Origin of the sequence: Terribacillus sp. AE2B 122, from assembly GCF_902497585.1 — a bacterium.
GTDB lineage: Bacteria > Bacillota > Bacilli > Bacillales > Amphibacillaceae > Terribacillus > Terribacillus saccharophilus_A.
Genome location: NZ_LR700947.1, coordinates 154,468 through 172,756, shown reverse-complemented (window position 1 = coordinate 172,756; position 18,289 = coordinate 154,468). Strand labels below are relative to the sequence as shown.

The 18,289-nt window shown below is 44.1% G+C and carries 22 protein-coding genes and 1 pseudogene; 15 read left to right on the top strand and 8 right to left on the bottom strand.

What is annotated here, in order from left to right:
* Positions 1 to 30 precede the first annotated feature (30 nt).
* A complete protein-coding gene (locus tag AE2B122_RS14885; protein ID WP_175074557.1) occupies positions 31 to 627 on the top strand; it encodes a hypothetical protein in 597 nt (198 codons plus the stop codon).
* 30 nt (positions 628 to 657) lie between these two features.
* On the opposite strand, the gene AE2B122_RS19380 is transcribed toward AE2B122_RS14885, so the two are convergent.
* Both AE2B122_RS19380 and AE2B122_RS19525 read right to left on the bottom strand, forming a co-directional pair.
* The gene (locus AE2B122_RS19380; protein ID WP_175074556.1) at positions 658 to 1,485 is read right to left on the bottom strand and encodes a methyl-accepting chemotaxis protein; all 828 of its coding nucleotides are present in this window, start codon (positions 1,483 to 1,485) and stop codon (positions 658 to 660) included.
* A gap of 16 nt (positions 1,486 to 1,501) precedes the next feature.
* Positions 1,502 to 1,834 (bottom strand): annotated as a pseudogene (locus AE2B122_RS19525) (methyl-accepting chemotaxis protein); the annotation flags it as partial.
* A 674-nt stretch (positions 1,835 to 2,508) separates the two neighbouring features.
* Between AE2B122_RS19525 and AE2B122_RS14870 the strand changes: the two are divergent.
* Complete coding sequence (locus AE2B122_RS14870; protein WP_175074554.1) at positions 2,509 to 3,282, top strand: glucose 1-dehydrogenase; 774 nt, start codon at positions 2,509 to 2,511, stop codon at positions 3,280 to 3,282.
* A gap of 113 nt (positions 3,283 to 3,395) precedes the next feature.
* Complete coding sequence (locus AE2B122_RS14865) at positions 3,396 to 3,584, top strand: hypothetical protein (RefSeq protein ID WP_095219978.1); 189 nt, start codon at positions 3,396 to 3,398, stop codon at positions 3,582 to 3,584.
* A 27-nt stretch (positions 3,585 to 3,611) separates the two neighbouring features.
* On the opposite strand, the gene AE2B122_RS14860 is transcribed toward AE2B122_RS14865, so the two are convergent.
* Complete coding sequence (locus AE2B122_RS14860) at positions 3,612 to 4,130, bottom strand: M15 family metallopeptidase (protein WP_305852011.1); 519 nt, start codon at positions 4,128 to 4,130, stop codon at positions 3,612 to 3,614.
* A 137-nt stretch (positions 4,131 to 4,267) separates the two neighbouring features.
* Positions 4,268 to 4,798: an HD domain-containing protein gene (locus AE2B122_RS14855; protein ID WP_095219979.1), complete on the bottom strand. Its 531-nt coding sequence runs from the start codon at positions 4,796 to 4,798 to the stop codon at positions 4,268 to 4,270.
* Between the two features lie 243 nt (positions 4,799 to 5,041).
* Here AE2B122_RS14855 and AE2B122_RS14850 point away from each other — a divergent pair, with 243 nt between their 5' ends.
* Positions 5,042 to 6,001, top strand: coding sequence for a cation diffusion facilitator family transporter (locus tag AE2B122_RS14850; protein ID WP_175074553.1), 960 nt, complete (start codon positions 5,042 to 5,044; stop codon positions 5,999 to 6,001).
* Between the two features lie 31 nt (positions 6,002 to 6,032).
* Here the strand turns inward: AE2B122_RS14850 and AE2B122_RS14845 are convergent, their stop codons facing one another.
* Positions 6,033 to 6,902, bottom strand: coding sequence for an SDR family oxidoreductase (locus AE2B122_RS14845; RefSeq protein WP_175074552.1), 870 nt, complete (start codon positions 6,900 to 6,902; stop codon positions 6,033 to 6,035).
* Positions 6,903 to 7,058: 156 nt separating this feature from the next.
* Between AE2B122_RS14845 and AE2B122_RS14840 the strand changes: the two genes are divergently transcribed.
* The 10 genes from AE2B122_RS14840 to AE2B122_RS14795 all read left to right on the top strand — a co-directional run bounded on the left by AE2B122_RS14840 (position 7,059) and on the right by AE2B122_RS14795 (position 15,145).
* On the top strand, positions 7,059 to 7,214 hold the full coding sequence (locus AE2B122_RS14840) for a hypothetical protein (protein WP_175074551.1): 156 nt from the start codon (positions 7,059 to 7,061) through the stop codon (positions 7,212 to 7,214).
* A 136-nt stretch (positions 7,215 to 7,350) separates the two neighbouring features.
* Positions 7,351 to 8,175 (top strand): ammonia-dependent NAD(+) synthetase, encoded by an 825-nt coding sequence (gene nadE, locus AE2B122_RS14835; RefSeq protein WP_095269740.1) that lies wholly within the window; start codon positions 7,351 to 7,353, stop codon positions 8,173 to 8,175.
* Positions 8,176 to 8,286: 111 nt separating this feature from the next.
* Entirely contained in the window at positions 8,287 to 8,682 is a 396-nt protein-coding gene (mscL, locus tag AE2B122_RS14830) for a large conductance mechanosensitive channel protein MscL (protein ID WP_175074550.1), read from the top strand.
* 99 nt (positions 8,683 to 8,781) lie between these two features.
* Entirely contained in the window at positions 8,782 to 10,023 is a 1,242-nt protein-coding gene (locus AE2B122_RS14825) for an MFS transporter (RefSeq protein ID WP_175074549.1), read from the top strand.
* Complete coding sequence (locus AE2B122_RS14820; protein WP_095219985.1) at positions 10,020 to 10,607, top strand: DNA-3-methyladenine glycosylase; 588 nt, start codon at positions 10,020 to 10,022, stop codon at positions 10,605 to 10,607. Before AE2B122_RS14825 ends, AE2B122_RS14820 begins: the two co-directional genes overlap by 4 nt.
* Positions 10,608 to 10,693: 86 nt before the next feature.
* Entirely contained in the window at positions 10,694 to 11,623 is a 930-nt protein-coding gene (locus tag AE2B122_RS14815; protein WP_175074548.1) for a manganese-dependent inorganic pyrophosphatase, read from the top strand.
* A gap of 227 nt (positions 11,624 to 11,850) precedes the next feature.
* Positions 11,851 to 12,822, top strand: a complete 972-nt coding sequence (locus tag AE2B122_RS14810) for an aldo/keto reductase (RefSeq protein WP_175074547.1) — start codon at positions 11,851 to 11,853, stop codon at positions 12,820 to 12,822.
* A gap of 96 nt (positions 12,823 to 12,918) precedes the next feature.
* Positions 12,919 to 13,479, top strand: coding sequence for a shikimate kinase (locus AE2B122_RS14805; RefSeq protein WP_175074614.1), 561 nt, complete (start codon positions 12,919 to 12,921; stop codon positions 13,477 to 13,479).
* A gap of 179 nt (positions 13,480 to 13,658) precedes the next feature.
* A complete protein-coding gene (locus AE2B122_RS14800) occupies positions 13,659 to 14,531 on the top strand; it encodes a glycosyltransferase family 8 protein (RefSeq protein ID WP_095219987.1) in 873 nt (290 codons plus the stop codon).
* A 71-nt stretch (positions 14,532 to 14,602) separates the two neighbouring features.
* Entirely contained in the window at positions 14,603 to 15,145 is a 543-nt protein-coding gene (locus AE2B122_RS14795) for a transcription repressor NadR (RefSeq protein ID WP_095219988.1), read from the top strand.
* Here the strand turns inward: AE2B122_RS14795 and AE2B122_RS14790 are convergent, their stop codons facing one another.
* The 3 genes from AE2B122_RS14790 to AE2B122_RS14780 are packed head-to-tail and all read right to left on the bottom strand — an operon-like array spanning position 15,146 to position 17,132.
* Positions 15,146 to 15,988, bottom strand: coding sequence for an SDR family oxidoreductase (locus AE2B122_RS14790; protein ID WP_095269727.1), 843 nt, complete (start codon positions 15,986 to 15,988; stop codon positions 15,146 to 15,148).
* 20 nt (positions 15,989 to 16,008) lie between these two features.
* Positions 16,009 to 16,629, bottom strand: a complete 621-nt coding sequence (locus AE2B122_RS14785) for a flavin reductase family protein (protein ID WP_175074546.1) — start codon at positions 16,627 to 16,629, stop codon at positions 16,009 to 16,011.
* A gap of 59 nt (positions 16,630 to 16,688) precedes the next feature.
* On the bottom strand, positions 16,689 to 17,132 hold the full coding sequence (locus tag AE2B122_RS14780; RefSeq protein ID WP_095219991.1) for a YueI family protein: 444 nt from the start codon (positions 17,130 to 17,132) through the stop codon (positions 16,689 to 16,691).
* A gap of 79 nt (positions 17,133 to 17,211) precedes the next feature.
* Between AE2B122_RS14780 and AE2B122_RS14775 the strand changes: the two genes are divergently transcribed.
* Positions 17,212 to 18,228 (top strand): LytTR family transcriptional regulator DNA-binding domain-containing protein, encoded by a 1,017-nt coding sequence (locus tag AE2B122_RS14775; RefSeq protein WP_095219992.1) that lies wholly within the window; start codon positions 17,212 to 17,214, stop codon positions 18,226 to 18,228.
* The last annotated feature ends 61 nt before the right edge of the window (positions 18,229 to 18,289 follow it).

The following is an 18,289-nucleotide window of genomic DNA, read 5'->3' as shown; positions in this document are numbered from 1 at the left end:
GGTAAACAAAAAAGCTAAGGAGTGTTCATAATGGTACAAGCACAAACAGTAGACAAGCACGAAGTGAAAGAACAGGCAAAAGCAGGTTCCAAACTATTGACTGGCGCAGTCGCTGGAGCAGTTACCGGCGCGGCAATCGTTTTACTTAACAAGCAGACACGTCAAAAAGTATTCCAAAATGTCGGTGTAGCAAAGGATACGGTTGTCAGCTTCGTAAAAGATGCAAAACAGGACCCGCAGGGCACGAAGGAACAAGTTATGACCAAAGTGCAGGACGCAACGGAGCTTGCAAAAGATGCAGCTAACGACGTTAAGAATGTTTATGATAAGGCTCAAAATGAGATCATGTCTTCAGTGAACGATGTTCAAGAAGATTCTAAATCTGCCCTTGGAACAGTAAAAGAAGCGAAAGACGATCTGAAAAATGCAGGCAGTAAAGCGAAAGAAGCTTCTAATAAGCTAATGGAAACAAAGCCTGACAGTGCACCGAGTAATCCGATGACAAAACCGAAAAATGAAGGCAACGGCGGTTCTGTTGAACAGAAGAGCCAGCCTATCAACAAGACAACAACAACACCTACTACTAAAACAACACCGCCTACTCCTAACAACAAACAATCTATCTAAAGGAAACGCCTCCCAATGGGAGGCGTTTTTTTAATACGTAATTTCTTTAATGTATTGACCAATATCGTTGCTTTGGCTATCGAGATTCTGAATATCTTCCATGAACTCCACCATCACACGAGATTGTTCTTCGGAGGCAGTGGAAACCTCACCGATGCTTAGTGTCAGATTCTCCATATTAGAACGGATTTCCTGAAGTGACTGGCCGATTGTACCGACAGCTTCTTTCGTTCCGATGGAGAGTTTTCGTATTTCATCTGCTACGACACCGAATCCTCTGCCAGCATCACCAGAGCGGGCTGCTTCGATAGCAGCATTCAAGCCAAGCAGATTCGTCTGTGTTGAAATATCTTCTATCAACTGTACAACCTTACTGATTTCCTGTGAGTTGGCATTTGCATGAGATGCTTGACTGTCTATATCCGTGCTCGTGGCAGAAAGTTCTTCCGCTTGAGCTGCAACTTGCTGTACTTTTCCTTGTAGACTGCTTACAACTGCGCGTAATTCATCCAATTCTTCGTCCAAGATCTCTTCGTCCTTCAATGTCTTAGTAATCTGGAAAACACCTACAATCTCCCCATGTTCATCACGGATTGGGTTGGCTGTGTTCTGCATACCTAAACCATAGCGTTCCTTTGGAATATGCACCTGTACTTTCTCACCTTGAAGTGCCTTAATTAGCAGATCATTTTCTTCTGTAAAGGCGAAGTCGCCGACCTTAATACCTACATCTAAATCCTTTGAAGGGGAGAAGAATACATAATTCTCTGTATCTGTAACTACAACAACATTGTTTTCTCCAATATTCTTCTTGATTTCTGGTGCTAGATGTACCATTGCTTGTATTGTAGGATGCATTATTTAAATATCCTCCTTATTCCTGATTCGTTACTTTCTTCATCGTTTCGATAATCTGTTTGCTCTTTTCATCCAAAGCCTGAATATCATCCATGAACTCGACCATGACGACAGACTGTTCCTCAGAGGATGTTGACACTTCGTTGATACTGAGTGTCAGGTTTTCGATACTGGATCGTATCTCCGTTAAGGACTTGCCGATTGTCTGGATAGCTTCTTTCGTGTTATCAGAAAGTTTACGGATTTCATCTGCTACGACACCAAATCCTTTGCCAGCCTCACCGGAGCGAGCTGCTTCGATCGCCGCATTCAGGCCAAGCAAATTCGTTTGTGTAGAAATTTGTTCAATCAACTGAACTACTTCTCCTATTTGACGGGAGTTTTGGTTTGCGCTGTTCGCCTGTTCGTTAATATCACTGCTTGTAGCGGATAATTGTTCTGCTTGAGCTGCAACATGCTGTACTTTTCCTTGCAATGCATCAATCACTTGATTCAGTTTGCTGAGTTCTTTATCAAGCTTTCCTTGATGCTCTAATGTACGTGAAAGTGATAATAGGCCGACAATTTCATTCGTATCCATATCACGTATTGGAGTTATTGACGTGACAACGGGTGCACCAAGTGCTTCATAATCTTCTGTGATAGCAAAGACAATGTGCTCCCCTTTGATTGCACGCAGGTAAACTTCATGTTCATTCAATTTTGTTTTACCTACTTCAATACCTAGTGACAAGAGTGTTGAAGGGGCGAAATAAACGAACTCCTCCGTATCCAGCACGCCCATCGCGGCTGTCGGTCCAAGCGTATCTTTTATAATAGGGGCAATATTGACTACTGCCTGTAAGGTAGAATTCATAAAACGAGCTCCTCTGCACATGGTTTTCCTTTATATCGGTAAGAAGTACCAGACAGTAAAGCGCTTCACTAGAAAAAATCCTATTTTGTCATATTTTGTAGAAAAGTTTCTTAAAAATGGAATGGGGGAAAAGCAAAGAAGAACATAAGTTGAAAGGGGAAATCTACATGTATGATGATTTAAGAGGAAAGACAGCTATCGTCACTGGTTCTTCCAAGGGGATAGGGCGCGCAGTTGCAGAACGATTCGGACAAGAGGGCATGAATGTTGTCGTCAATTATCATGGGGACGAGGATGGAGCTAATCAAGCGGCCGAAAATATTCGCCAAGCTGGCGGAAAAGCAATTGTTATTCAAGCAGATGTATCCAAAAAAGAAGAGATTCAGAAACTGTTAGATGCGGCTCTTAGCGAGTTCGGCGGATTGGATGTCATGGTGAATAACTCCGGCTTTAGCAAGCCGCAACCGTTTCATGAAATGGAAGAAGATACGTGGAGGAGTGTAATTGATGTAAACCTGACCGGAACTTTCCTTGGCGGCCAAGTGGCTTTGCGTCATATGCTGGAGAATAATATAAAAGGCAGCATTATTAATATGTCTAGTGTACACCAGCAAATTCCGAAACCTTCGGACAGTCATTATGCTGCTTCTAAAGGTGGCATCAAGCTATTGACTGAGACGATGGCACTTGAGTATGCTGCTAAAGGAATCCGAGTAAATGCCATTGCGCCAGGAACAATTGATACGGAGCGGAACGATGATACCAAGCCGGAAAACGAAGCAAGGCAGATGAAGAAAATACCGATGCAATCCTTTGGTAAACCAGAAGAGATTGCAGCAGCTGCTGCGTGGCTTGCATCTAAGGAAGCGAGTTACGTCACAGGTACTACTCTATTCGTCGATGGCGGTATGACGTTGTACCCTTCTCAGTTAGAACTGTAACAGGTGACATAATCGTCACTTTCAGGCAATTAATGTTACCAGAATAACAGGAGCTTGTGCGGCTTTCCTTCTATTATAATTGTAATAGGAATTAAAAGAAGGAGAGAATCTAGATGGAGCAGATCGTCTTTCTCAGTGCTATGCTGATGTTGGGAATTTCTTTTGTACTTACAATTGCAGCTATTTTGTCCAATGGGTTAAAGGTGTTGTTCGACCTAACAAGTAATTACATGCGCGTAGCTGTTTTTTGTTTTGCTATCTATATCATCAGTTTTAGCGCCTATCTTGTCATTGCTAACTGAAAAAGCGCCCATGAGGGCGCTTTTTTGTTAATCAATATGCATCTCCAGATGCGGGTAATCCTTGAATCCTGGCCAATCTCCGCCCCATTCGAAGCCGAGTTCTTTGGCGATTTCGACTACTTCCATCCAGTCGGATTCTCCATTCTTGTTCCCGTCGTATTCCATATCCCAGATTACATTGCCTGGTTCCGGTTCCAGGGCAAAGTCGATGGCGAGTCCGTAATTATGCATGGATTCTCCGCCTTGGACTTGAGTGACAATTTGTCCCTCGGTTGTTCTGCCTTGGGCGTACAGCTTGTCTTGTTCTTCCTTGGATCGATAGTCATCCGTAATGATAATGGAGATTCCGATGTCAGAAGTTTTTTCTACTAGTTCATTCATATTCTTCTCTACTGTAGGATGGAGGCCGGTAATGTCATCTGCATTCATGGAATCGGCAGGATTGGATTGATTTGGCGGAAGCTGCTCTATATGCAAAAAGCCGAATAGGATCAACGCTGCAACTGTCATAAGCAAAGTAGTTACTATAATCCTTTTCCAGTGCAAATTCGCTATTCTCCTTTTTGAAGTCTCGTATATTGTATTTCTAGCATAGCGGAATAGGTACTAGATTGCACGTTTTGAAACGAAGTTTTGAAAGGAAAGATAGGAGATATAAGGAAGGGGGGAGGAAGCGGACATGATTAGCTTGTCTGGACTTGTCTTATCATGCGCTTCTCGATGCTTGCGTCCAATTTCCGAATGCGTTTGAGTGCCTCTTGCTGAGAGATGGTCTTATAATGATGTGCACCGCCAGTCTCTTCATCAGCTGTATCTGCTTCCGCTACTACTTGCTGTAATGGATCAAGCTTCAGATTGTGTTCGGGCAGGTAAGAGTCTGTGTGCAGAAGGATTGCCAAGGAAATTGCTTTGGCGGCCTGCGGCTCTTCACCTAAACGAATCAGGAGTTTGTGTGCCCGGGCAGCGCCCTTGATAGCATGGATATCATTTTGTTTATACAAATCATAATCCCATTTTCCATCGCTATACCATTCATAATGGCCGATATCATGCAGCAATGCAGCTTTTACGGCCGTGTCTGGGTCAACCTGCTTTTTCTCACTGATGACTAGTGCGTGCTCCGCCACTGAAATGGCATGCGCTTGCCCGGAACGTCCGAGATACTTCTGTGCGATTGGATGTGTATAAATCTGCTCCAATGTTACTTTTCTCATTTTTTTATCTCCTTTCTCTGAAAAAGTATATTGTTCAAGATATTAACACGTTCAGCGAAAGACTGCAAGTGAAAAAAATACGGATTTCATGTATATGGAATAACCGTTTCTACTCAAACTAAAACATCCTGTCTTCCTGCGCCTTAAGCAAAAGGGGGCGGCGTTGCATTCAATGTATGCTATGCTAAAAATATTGTTACCATAAACTGCTACATATAAAAACATAAAGAAGGAAGAGACAGCATGAAGGAATATGTAAGCCTGTTACGTCAGGGAAGTAAATCAGCCGCATTGGCTGCGGTAGTCAATCTGATCATTGCCCTTGTCAAAGGAGGAGCTTTCTTGTTGACAGGGAATGTGGCTATGTTTGCAGAAACGATGCATAGTTTTGGGGATGCCGCGAACCAGCTCTTCGTCTATGTTGGTTCAGCACTCAGTAAAAAAGCCCCTACAGAGCGGTTCCCGGGAGGGTTTGGCCGGGCTGTCAACCTTGTGCTGCTCGGCGCAGTCTTAATCGTAGGTATCCTCGCTTATGAAACCATCCGGGAGGGTATTACCCATCTGGCACATCCATCAGAATCAGGTGGATTATGGATCAGTATTACAGTGCTTGCACTTGGCTGTATCCTAGAGGCATTCGTACTTCTCAAAGCGATGCGTGAGATTGCCCATGAGAGTGATTCAGGTGCAAAAGGGCTCGCGGTCATTCCGATGAGCTTCGCGCATGTAAAACGGGCAAAACCAGCTACAAAACTAGTCTTCATGGAAGACTTGGTTGCTACTAGCGGCGGCTTGGTTGCCATCATTGCGATCTTGATTGCGGCTTATACACCGTTTTACCAGGCAGAAGGTATCGCTTCAATTATAATTGGTGGCATGATGTTTTTAGTGGTTGGACGTGTTTTCCTTGATAATGCAGCTGGTGTCATTGGGGAAGCCGATGAAGAAATGGCAGATAAGATTGGGAACATTTTATTTGCAGATAAGGATGTACGTGATATCCAGGAAATGACTGTTGTAAAAGAAGGGGAGTCCTTCCACGTGGAAGCTACACTGGAAATTGACCCGACTATTACGGTGGCGGATGCTGATGATATCAGGGATCGGCTGGAAGCTCAAATCTTGGAGCATAGAGGCGTCACAGATGTCACCATCGAATTTGATGAGGACGATAAAACTCAAGCTTGGAAAAGCAAAGAATAAGGAAGCCGCATATGCGGCTTCCTTATTCTTATTAAGATGACATATAATCCCCGCCGTTAACGTGGATGAATTGTCCGGTAATGTAGGCAGCTTCATCCGAAGCGAGCAGAACATAGCTGCCGATGAGATCGACAGGCTGGCCAGGTCTTCCGAGCGGAGTCTGGGTACCGAAGTTTCCTAATGTGTCTTGCGGCATGGTAGCCGGAATGAGCGGCGTCCAGATCGGGCCGGGTGCGACTCCATTCACTCGTATCCCTTTGCTAGCCAAGCCTTTTGCTAATGATCGAGTAAAGGCAACGATTGCTCCTTTTGTGGACGTATAATCGATCAATGTAGGGTTGCCGATATACGGAGTGACGGAAGATGTATTAATGATACAGTTTCCTTTTCCAAGATGCGGCAGAGCAGCACGAGTCAGGTAAAAGTAGCTAAAGAAATTGGTCTGGAAAGTCCGTTCAAGCTGCTCTGGGGTGATATCCGTCAAATCGTTCTGTACTTCCTGGCGTGCAGCATTGTTGACCAAAATATCAAGTTTATTAAAATCTTGTATAACTTGTTTTATAAGATTTTCGCAAAATGCAGCGTCGCTGATATCGCCAGGATACAGAACGCATTTAACTCCTTCTTGTTCAATCCTCTTTTTCGCGTATTCTGCATCCTCCTGTTCATTTAGATAAGATATTGCTATGTCAGCACCTTCTTTTGCATAAGCGATCGCTACTGCACGCCCAATACCGCTGTCCCCTCCTGTAATAAGAATAACCTTGCCCTGCAGTTTCCCACTGCCCTTCCAATGGTCGAATTCTTCAATCGGGAGCGGATCCATCTCATGCTGAATTCCAGGCAGGCGGGTTTGTTTCTTGCCTGGGTTGCCTTCTTTCATAAAATCATATAAATCCATTTCCTTTACCTCCTTTTATTCCATCAGGAAAGTTATTGACATAAACAGCGTGTTCTAAAACGCTGAGCCTGCGAATAAGTTCCTTTGGATGGGTTTTTTTCGGCAGGGATTTAGGCTAAAATAGACGAAAGAAGAATTGGAAAGGAGATGGTTGCGATGCGAGCTTATGAAAACTACATTGCAGAGCTTTTCACATTTAACGATCCATTCTTTCGTTCAACAGACCTTGATTTTGATATAGATGTCCAGCGTATGGAAAAGACGATGGAGGACATGGAAGAATATTTAAACAGCAAGCCCGCGGAGAACTAATGCCGCGGGCTTTATTTTTCGTCTTTTATGATGCGATTGGTTTATACTAGAAGAAGAGAGCATGATACATAAATAGATTAAGTTCCAGCTTGAGAGGGAAAAGAAAAAGAATCATTATTATCGAGGAGGCAAAATTATGTCTAATCAATCCAGAATTATTTCAGAGCTGCAAGTAAAACCAACAATAGACGCTAAACAGGAGATCCGCAGCCGAATCGACTTCCTGAAAGATTATCTGCTAAAAACTGGTGCTAAAGGATTCGTTCTTGGTATTAGCGGCGGACAGGATTCTACATTGGCAGGACGCCTTGCGCAATTGGCAATCGAAGAGCTGAAGAAGGAAGGTAAGGATGTAACCTTTGCTGCTGTTCGGCTTCCGCATGGTGAACAAGCGGATGAAGAAGATGCTCAGCTGGCATTGGATTTCATTGATCCTATTGAATCATATGCTTACAATATTAAATCCCCAGTTTCAGAAGCGGCGAAAGCGTATAAAGATGCTACTGGCAACCAGCTTGCTGATTACCACAAAGGAAACATCAAGGCGCGTATGCGCATGATCGCCCAATATGCAATTGGAGGTCAAGAAGGATTGCTGGTTATCGGTACAGATCATGCTGCTGAAGCTATTACTGGTTTCTACACGAAGTACGGCGATGGCGGAGCAGACATTCTTCCATTGAGCGGCTTGAACAAGCGTCAGGGTAAACAGCTTCTCATCGAACTTGGGGCACCAGAACGTCTGTATGAAAAAGCGCCAACAGCTGACTTGCTTGATGAGAATCCAGGTCAAGCCGACGAAGCAGAACTCGGACTCTCATATGAGGATATCGATGATTATCTCGAAGGGAAAATTATCGAAGAGAAAACAGCTAAACTTTTAGAGGACCGTTACTTCAAAACAACGCATAAACGGCAGATGCCGGCCACCATCCATGATGACTGGTGGAAGGAATTATAATAATATAGACGAGACTCCAACAGGAGTCTCGTTTGTTTTTGTAATGGCTATACTTGAAAAAGGGAAATAGATGCGTAAGAATGGTACTAGCTTTAAGGAGGTATACATACGATGTTTAAGGAATTTAAAGAGTTTGCGTTGCGCGGGAACGTCGTGGATTTGGCTGTAGCCGTAGTAATTGGTTCCGCATTCAGTGCCATCACGACATCCCTCGTTAACGATATCATCATGCCGCTCATCGGTATTATTACCGGAGGGCATGACTTTAGCGGTCTGCAGTTCACTTTTGGCAGTGCCGTAGTGAAGTATGGAGCGTTCATTCAAACTGTCATTAATTTCTTTTTGATAGCTGTATCACTATTCATGGTCGTCAAAGTCATGAACAGATTGAAGCGCAAGCAGCCGCAGACAGAAGAGGTTGTCCAGCAACTGACCGTGGAACAGGAGCTGCTCACAGAAATCCGCGACTTATTAAAAAAGGAAGAAAAAATGAAGGATCAGACGTGAGTCTGGTTCTTTTTTTGATTAATTTATAAGCAGTCCGGGAATGCAAAAACAGAAGCCTTGTAATCTGCTATAATTTGGATTACGAGGAGTTGAGACAGCATGCACGTTTTACGCACACTCCATCCTTACAGCTGGACAATTATCATCGGAACGGTGTTCGGCAGGATGGCTACTAGTATGAGTATTCCTTTTTTAGCAATCTATCTGACGCAGGAGAAAGGGGCATCAGCAGGATTTACCGGCCTGATTATTGCTATCAGTTCCTTGGTTGGCATTCTGTCCAGCTTCTACGGCGGATACTTTTCTGATCGATTCGGCAGAAAGAAAATTATCAGTATCAGTATATTTGGCTGGTGCGGAGTATTTGTTGGGTTTGCCCTGGCGGATGCTATCTGGGTATTCTTTGTCATGAATGCACTGAATGGATTATGCCGTTCTTTGTTCGAACCAACGTCCAAAGCTCTTTTGTCAGATGTGACCGATCAAAAGAACCGTTTACTCGTTTTCAATATGCGCTATACCGCAATCAATATAGGTGTCGTATTCGGTCCTCTTTTAGGTCTGTACCTTGGTTCGGCTTCTTCAACAGCACCATTTCTGATTGCGGCTTTGGTTTATTTCGCCTACGGACTCGTGCTTATCTTTCAGTTTTTACGTGTCAAAGTGGAAGAAACAGCCGCAGCAGGAGCAAATAGGATTAGTGTCCGTGAAGCTTTTAATGTAACGCGAAAGGACACACTGTTTATGTTCCTATTGATCGGGGTCACCATCAGTGTGTTTGGATATTCGCATTTCAGTGCTACCTTACCTCAGTTTTTTGCAGCTACGCCTAGTATTGAGGATGGGGCAAAGCTATTCAGTATGATGCTTACGTTGAATGCTTTGACAGTTCTAATTGTACAATATCCAATTGTTGCTATTGCGAAAAAGTATTCACTCGTATTGTCCCTGATGCTTGGAAATGTACTGATTGCCCTCAGTTTGTTAAGTATGGCCTTTTTGCATGAAATCATCTGGATTGCGGCAGCGGTTATTCTGTTCACGATTGGAGAAGTGCTGCTATTCTCTATGTCGGATATGTTCATTGATGAAATTGCCAATCCTGATATGAAGGGGACTTATTTCGGCGCAATGGGCTTTACGGGCTTTGGAAGTGTTGCAGGGCCGCTGATTGGAGGGATGTTGCTTGATCATTTTGGTGCAGTTCATCCAATTCCGATATTCACGATCATAGCCTTCCTTGTCATTATTGGTGCCCCATTCTTATTCCAGGTTTGGGTAATGCTAAAAGGGAAGGAGCAAAACCTGAAACCTGTATTAAAAAAGGAGCATGTTAGATGACAAGTTATCCGCCGCTGCTGCAGTCATTTTATCAGCAGCCTACACTAGAGCTGGCTCAGAGCTTATTGGGATGCCTGCTTGTACACGAAACATCGGAAGGAATCACCTCCGGCTATATCGTGGAGACTGAAGCGTACCGAGGAGCACTCGATCGTGCTGCGCATAGCTTCAATAACCGGCGAACAAAACGGACGGAAATCATGTTCCATACTCCCGGTCATATTTATACGTATACAATGCATCGTCAAGTGCTGCTAAATGTAGTAAGTGCAGATGCTGAGATACCGGAGGCTGTCCTCATACGTGCGCTTGAACCAAAGGATGGAATGCCGCTTATGGAAACACGCAGACCTGGACGGAAGCCGAGGGAACTGACCAATGGCCCCGGAAAGCTATGTCAGGCAATGGGCATAATCCAGTCACACTATGGCGGTCAATTTACCACTCCGCCATTATATATCGCAGAAGGGTACAAGCCGGAGCAAGTGGAGACGGGACCGAGAATCGGGATTCCAAATGCACAGGAAGCCAAAGATTTTCCGTGGCGTTTCTGGGTGCACGGGAACAGGTATGTTTCCAGGTGAGTCCCTTTTTAAAACGGCTATAATCATGTAAAATGAATACATCATGTCCGGCACTCGCCGGCAATGCAAAAAAGGAGAGATAGGCAGTGGGTAAAGTACTCGTCTTCGGACATAAAAACCCGGATACAGATGCGGTTACATCCGCAATTGCATACGCGCATTTGAAAAATAAACTAGGTGTGGAAGCAGAAGCAGTCCGCCTGGGAGAATTGAATGAAGAAACAGCATTCGCTTTGAAAACTTTCGGATTGGAAGCACCTCGTGTAATTGAGGCGATTGATGGAGATGCTGAGCAAGTCATCTTAGTCGATCACAACGAAAAACAGCAAAGTGTTTCAGATATCGATACAGTTTCTGTTATTGAAGTTGTCGATCACCATCGTATTGCCAATTTCGAAACAGCTGATCCGCTTTATTACCGTGCGGAGCCAGTTGGTTGTACAGCAACCATCATCAAGAAAATTTACAAAGAGCATAATGTTGAGATTCCAAAAGAAATCGCGGGTGCTATGCTGAGTGCAATCATCTCTGATTCTCTATTGTTCAAATCCCCTACATGCACGGAGCAGGACATTAAGGCTGCGAAGGAACTTGCAGAAATTGCTGATGTCGATGTTGATACATACGGCTTGGATATGCTGAAAGCTGGAGCAGATGTTAGCAAGAAAACTCCTGAGGAATTGATCACACTTGATGCAAAAGAATTCCAGATGGGTAATGCAACAGTAGAAATCGCACAAGTCAACGTTGTAGACGAGCAGGATGTTCTTGTACGTCAGGCTGAAGTGGAAGCAGCGATGAAGCAGAAGATTACAGATAAAGGCTTGAAGCTCTACCTCTTCGCTATCACGAATATCCTGACAAATGACTCCACTGCTATCGCAATCGGAGCAGATACAGAAGCTGTCGAAAAAGCTTTCCAAGTGAAGCTTTCCAATAATACAGCTACCTTAAAAGGTGTTGTATCCCGTAAAAAACAAATCGTACCAGTCCTTACAGAAGTCATGAATGGCTAAGTATTTTGAGCAGTCACACTATGTGACTGCTCATTTTATTTGCTGTAAGCATGGCCATAATGCTAAAGTGAATATACACGCCCCTATAGGAAACAACCCCGCAATAGCTTCTTCCAATCAAGAACTCTGTTTTTTCTGTACTAGCAAAGGATACTTTTCTTATCAATTAGGGAATAGGAATGCAAACTGCTTACTTACTTTTCAGAATAAAAGGGAGGTTTTTCAGCATGAAATATACAGCTATACCAGGAATCGAGCGCCCGCTATCACAATTAATCCTGGGAACAACAAAATTCTTCGAAGACAAAAAAGATGATGTATTCGCTGTTCTGGATGCCTTCTTACAGGCAGGCGGCAATACGATTGATACAGGTCCGAAATATGCAAAATACCAAGCCGAAAAACTAATTGGTCAGTGGATGCAGGAACGTGGTAACCGTGAGGATGTGGTTCTTATCTCCAAAGGTGGTCATTACCACATTGATAAGGATGGCACGCATCATCCGGAAATGAAGCGGGTGGACCCTGCTGAAATTACAAAAGATTTGCAGGATAGCCTGGAAAACTTGCAGACCGATTTTATCGACATCTATCTCATACATCGGGATGATAGAAGTGTTCCTGTCCAGGTGCTGATGGATATGCTGCATGAGCATCAGCAGGCGGGGAAAATTGGCATATACGGCGTGTCCAATTGGCAGGCTGATCGCATTGAGGAGGCAAATGTCTATGCAGATGCCAAAGGGTATGACCGGCTGTTCGTGAATAGTCCGAACCTAAGTCTTGCACAGTTGAACGAGGTGCGCTGGGCGGAGACAGTAGCTTTGGATAATGACTATCTCGTCTGGCATCGCCGCACAGGTATGCCGGTCATTTCCTGGGCCTCTCAGGCAGGCGGTTTCTTTACCGGTACTTATGATAGGAATCATGTGACAGATGAAGAAATTGCTCGTGTTTATTACAATGATGACAACTGGGAACGCTTTGACCGAGCTGCAGAAATTGCCAGCAGAAAAGGTGTGACGGCAAATCAGATTGCTGTTGCGTATGTACTGCATCAAGAATTCCCGACATGTGCCATTGTCGGATGTAAAAATGTACAGCGATTAGAAGAAGCGCTGCCGGCAATTGACATTGAATTGACAGAAGAAGAAGTAAAGTGGCTGAATCTAGAGCTTTCAGATGCCGCGGTAAAGTAAGGTATTTCTCTCTTACGATTTTTTGATTTATCGTATACAATAGAACATAATGTAGAGTATACGAAACGTAAGGAGAGGAGATACAGCGTGCGGACAATGAGCAGACAGCATATACCCGTGCGGGCGAAGAATATCGTCCTGATCGGATTCATGGGTGTCGGGAAAACGACCATCGGCAAGATGGTTGCCGATAAACTTTACAGGGATTTCATCGACGTTGATATCGAAATCGAACGCCGTTATAACAAGACGATACCAGAAATATTCGCGCAGCATGGTGAAGGGTATTTTCGAGAGATTGAACGGAATACGGTCATCGATATCTGTGATAATAAACAATGTAATATCGTTTCTCTCGGCGGTGGTGCTTTCAAACAAGAAGCCATCCGGGAAAAATGTCTCGACAGCTGTCTGGTGCTCTTCCTTGATTTAAGTTGGGACCACTGGAAGGAACGTATGGATCTGCTGATCGAAAACCGCCCTGTACTGCATAACAAGTCGGTCGAGGAGGTCCAAGAGATCTTCGACGAACGACAAGCGATTTATGCAGAACATAATGCGCGGGTCACAACTGATAATTTGAATCCGGAGGAAGTGGCGGATTATATCGTAGAAATATTGAAGTTAGGCTGGGAACTCCATCAGCCGCTATCCTGATCAAACATTTGATCAAAGAGCTATTGCAATTAACTAGTTGTAATAGCTCTTTTTAACCGGAGTAATTGTCCTAATTGTCAAACAATTAACGGTTCTATCTGCTTATTTTTGCTATAAAGGGTTTCCTGTAGGTGAAAGCAGGGTACAGAAACGTACGATTTCAAAGGAGGATGAACGTCTTGCATCACAAAGATACAATCCATGTTGTTTCCAGTGCAGATGATAACTACGCCCACCACCTAGGTGTGATGCTGGCATCCCTGCTTACAAATGTTGATAAGAAAAGACGAGTCATGCTATATGTAATCGACGGGGGCATCACAAAGCCAAACAAAAGAATGCTCATGAAGACGACGATGCAATTCGGTGTTCCAATCCGTTTTCTATCCATAGATACAGAATCCTATAAGAATGCAACAGAAAGCAGATATATTAATAAAACGGCTTACTATCGTATCTCCATTCCGGAAGTCATAACAGATCCGAGTGTGGAACGAGTCATCTATATCGACTGCGACACACTTGTGCTGACGGATATCGCCCAGCTGAACGATATCGATCTGGATGGGAACCTGATGGCGGCGGTAGAGGATGCTGGCCAGCTTCAGCGCTTGGAGAAAATGAATATTACCACTGAGGGCAAGTATTTTAATTCCGGTATGATGGTTATTGACATGGAGGGCTGGCGCAAACAAAACATCTCGGACAGAGTGCTGCAATTCATTGACGAAAACAATGATCCGGAGTTCCTTTACTTACATGATCAGGATGCCTTGAATGCAATCCTTTGGGATAAGTGGAAGCCGATCCATCCAAGATGGAATGCGCAATCCTTCATCATTCTAAAGACGAAAACGCCTAGAGAATTAGCAGAGCGGAAACGTTATAAGGAAGCTCGCCAATCACCTGCCATCGTTCATTTCACTGGTGCGAATAAACCATGGAACTCAGATGTCGGGCATCCATTTGCTCCGCTTTATTTCGAATTCCTGCAGCAGACACCGTGGAAAGTACTTCCTGAAAAAAAGGAACAGGAAGTGTACGCGGACTAAGACACAGCTAGTATGGCTGTGTCTTTTTTATTTGCTATAATACAGGAAACAGTGAAAAGGACGGATTCGAAATGGGTCAAGGAAAAAAGAAGTTATTGGGGAGTACGCGCAGAAAGTGGTTATTGAATAAGCTTCGGGCAGCAGACGGCCCGCTTAAGGGAAGTGAACTGGCAGAGGAGGCAAATGTCAGCAGGCAAGTAATCGTAGGAGATGTTACGCTGCTGAAGGCAGAGCAGCACCCGATCATGGCTACTAGTGAGGGATATGTACTGCAGCAGCATCCTGTCTATTCAGTCGAAAGGATCGTAGCTTGTCAGCATGCACCTGAACGGACGGAGGAAGAGCTGCAATTGCTTGTAGACTTGGGTGTGACAGTGAAGGATGTCCGAGTGGAGCATCCGGTTTATGGACAGATAACAGCTTCTATCATGGTATCCAGCCGAAGGGAAGTAAAAAAGTTCATCGAAAGGATAGCAAACAGCAAAGCAGGTTATTTATCTGAATTGACGGATGGTATCCATCTTCATACATTGGCAGCAAATGATGAATCGATAATGGAGGAAGCAATCGAGTTGTTGAGCCATTATGGCTTCTTAGTACCAGAGTGGGATTGATTATACAGTCAATCCCACTTTTCTTTCGCTGATTGCCCAGAGCTGCTTGGCTAGTTCAGCATCATCTGCCTGTCCTCTCACGTCCTGGATTTGCCGTTTATAGAAGTACCCTCCGGATACATGCTGTACTTCAGAGCTTTCGGCTAGATACAGAGCAGTATCTGCCCCATCAGCAGGCGATTGGAAAAATGGACGGAGTAACTGATGAATCTTTTTGCCGAAGCCGGACTGCCTGTCCACGCCAAGACTTGTGCTCACTGCTCCAGGATGTACTGCATTTACCGTGGCATTGGAATGATGCAGACGCAGAGAAAGCTCTTTGGTGAATAAAAGATTAGCAAGCTTGCTGTGACCGTAATTTTGCCAAGGCGTAAAGGATTCAGCTCCACCTAGATCATCCAGATTTATTTTTCCGATTTTGTAAGCGCCGGAAGATACAACGACTACACGACCTTGAGGTGCTGCTTTGATTTGTTCTAACAGTAAATTGGTCAAGAGGAAGTGTCCGAGATGATTCACACCCATCATCATCTCCAAACCATCAGCAGTGAATTGTTTTTTTGTTGTAACGATGCCGGCATTGTTGATGAGTACGTCAATAGTAGGGTGTTGTGCTTTCAATGCTTCTGCACAGGTGTGAATGCTAGTAAATGACGCCAAGTCGCATACATATAGATGTATGTTCTCCGAGCCGCTTTGCTGTTTAGCTTCCTTCAATGCTTGCGTGCCGCGTTCTTCAGAACGACAAAGCATACATACGGCGTATCCTCTTCTGGCTAACGATACAGCTGTGGCAAAGCCCATACCGGAATTCGCGCCGGTGATTACGGCTGTTTTCTGCATGTTGTACACCACTCTCCTTGTTATTCGGGTCGTTTCAGTGTGAATAGCTCTCCAAGCTTACTATAATCATTACCTGCCAAACGGCTGATTGGCTGGATGGCCTCTGCATCCAGATAGCCGGTGCTGTTATCATAGACTTCCGGGGATAGATGATACCCAGCCACCTTTGCAAGCAATAGGTCTGCTGTAACAGCTCCATCATCATCTTTTATCTCGATATGATCATACAAGGTGCATTCCATCCTGATGGAAGCCTCAGCAATTCCGGGAACCGAGACATATGTGCTTGGCGCGAGTGTCAAACTGGTGTGATCAAGCTCGCTTTCTTCAGAAGGCAGCGTTGCTGCGGTTTTGTTCATTTCCTCTACGATTGGCTCTGTGCAGATGTGGACTACCAGCTCGCCTGTGCGAATAGCATGACGGGCTGTATCCTTTTGGTTGCCACCTGCACGCTGGATCGAAATGCTGATTAGAGGCGGCGTTGCACTTACAATTGAAAAGTAGCTGAATGGTGCTGCGTTGACTACTTCTGAATCTGCTGACTTGGTCGTGACGAAAGCTACTGGCCTCGGGATGATGCTCCCTGTGAGAATTTTGTAATGAGTCTTTGCTGATAGGTCATTTGCATTGAATGTAAACAAGTTTATTGCTCCTCTCTGTCAGGCTATCATAGTAACCTTACATGCACTTAACAGTTCTATTACCGTTTAAAGATATTCTTAAGCACGGATGTAAGGGAGTGCTCTGGTTTTTCGGTTATTTCTGTTGCCTTCTCTTTCTCCTCGGGTAGGAAGATATCCGGTTTATCAATCGCATGATCGACATGCAGGACGAGCGCAATATCCACATCTGCACCTTGATTAGTGACGGATGTGTAAGGAATATGTCGTGATGAAGCAAGTGTCTTGTAGGGCTTGAAGAAACGCATCGTAACTTCTCCGGAAAATCGTAAGCATGCATCGGGGTGGCTTTTCATAGCCTCCTCCAGCTGTTTTAATCCTTTTTGCTGGACGACTTCTCCTTCTGTTAATGCGAGTATCGTTCTTTCCCGCAATGTTCCCAGATACTCTTTCCTTTCAGTTGCCTTCGTTTCTTTTATTCCATATATTCCTTCGTTTAGATAATCATCTATATCTTTTTTCAATGGTCTTCATCTCCGATTCGGTATTTCCAATTCATGGAGTTAGCTTTACAATAAAAGTAAAACAGGGGGCGAATACATAATGGCTACACTGCAATTCGAAAATCTCAGTAAAACTTCTCACAATACGATGCTCCTACCTCCAATCGATATTGAGCTAAAAGCTGGTGAATGCTATGTCATTCGCTGCAATAAAGTGATTGGAAGTCAGCTGCTTAACATAGTCATGAAACAAGAAAATCCATCTACCGGTAGTGTACTACTATTCGGTGAAAATATCGAAAACCTGCATTCTGTTAATGATCGTATTGGCTTCTTTTATCTTAATGATGCAACGTATACAAGGATGAAGGTAGGTGAGTATCTGACCTTCTTTCGGAAGCTTTACCGCAGCAAGGTTGAAGTGGAAGAGGTGATACAGCAAATCGGACTGCGAGAGTGTCAAAGTACAAAAATCAGCAAACTGACTTATTCACAGGAGCGACGGGTGCAAATTGGCAGGCTAATAGTGCAAGATCAGCCTATATTCATAATGGAAGAGCCAGAACAGAATGTTGATCTTGAAACCAGCTTAATCATTCACCGCATCATTGGTGAGTTGAAGAAGAGGGGTAAAACTATCCTTCTTACTACTATAGACTTGGAAAATGCATTAGCGCTCACCAATTATGTCTATAGTTTGTCGGATAAAGGCTGTAAAAGGATTGCAGTTGAAGAGGAGAACGAAGAAACGGCAGTTGCAGAAGAAACTATTCAGCCGGTCAAGCTGGAGAAGATCCCAGCAAAAATCGATGATAAGATCATACTTTTCAATCCTTTTGATATTAACTTTATCGAGAGCAGTGAAGGAGTTGCTCAGCTTCATTTACACGATGGGGTTTACCCATGTACATACACACTCCAGGAATTGGAGGAGCGGCTGAGGGCTTTTGGTTTCTTTCGCTGTCATCGTTCCTATCTTGTGAATCTGCAGCAGGTAAAGGAAGTGGTAACCTGGACGCGAAACAGCTTCAGTTTGATTCTTGATGATCATTCACGCAGTTCGGTTCCGTTGTCTAAAAACCGTTTTGAAGAATTAAAGGGTATGCTCGGTCTGTAGCCTGCTCCATTCAGCCTGAATAGTGCAGTATTCAGCCTATTATTTGCTCCATTCAGTGTTT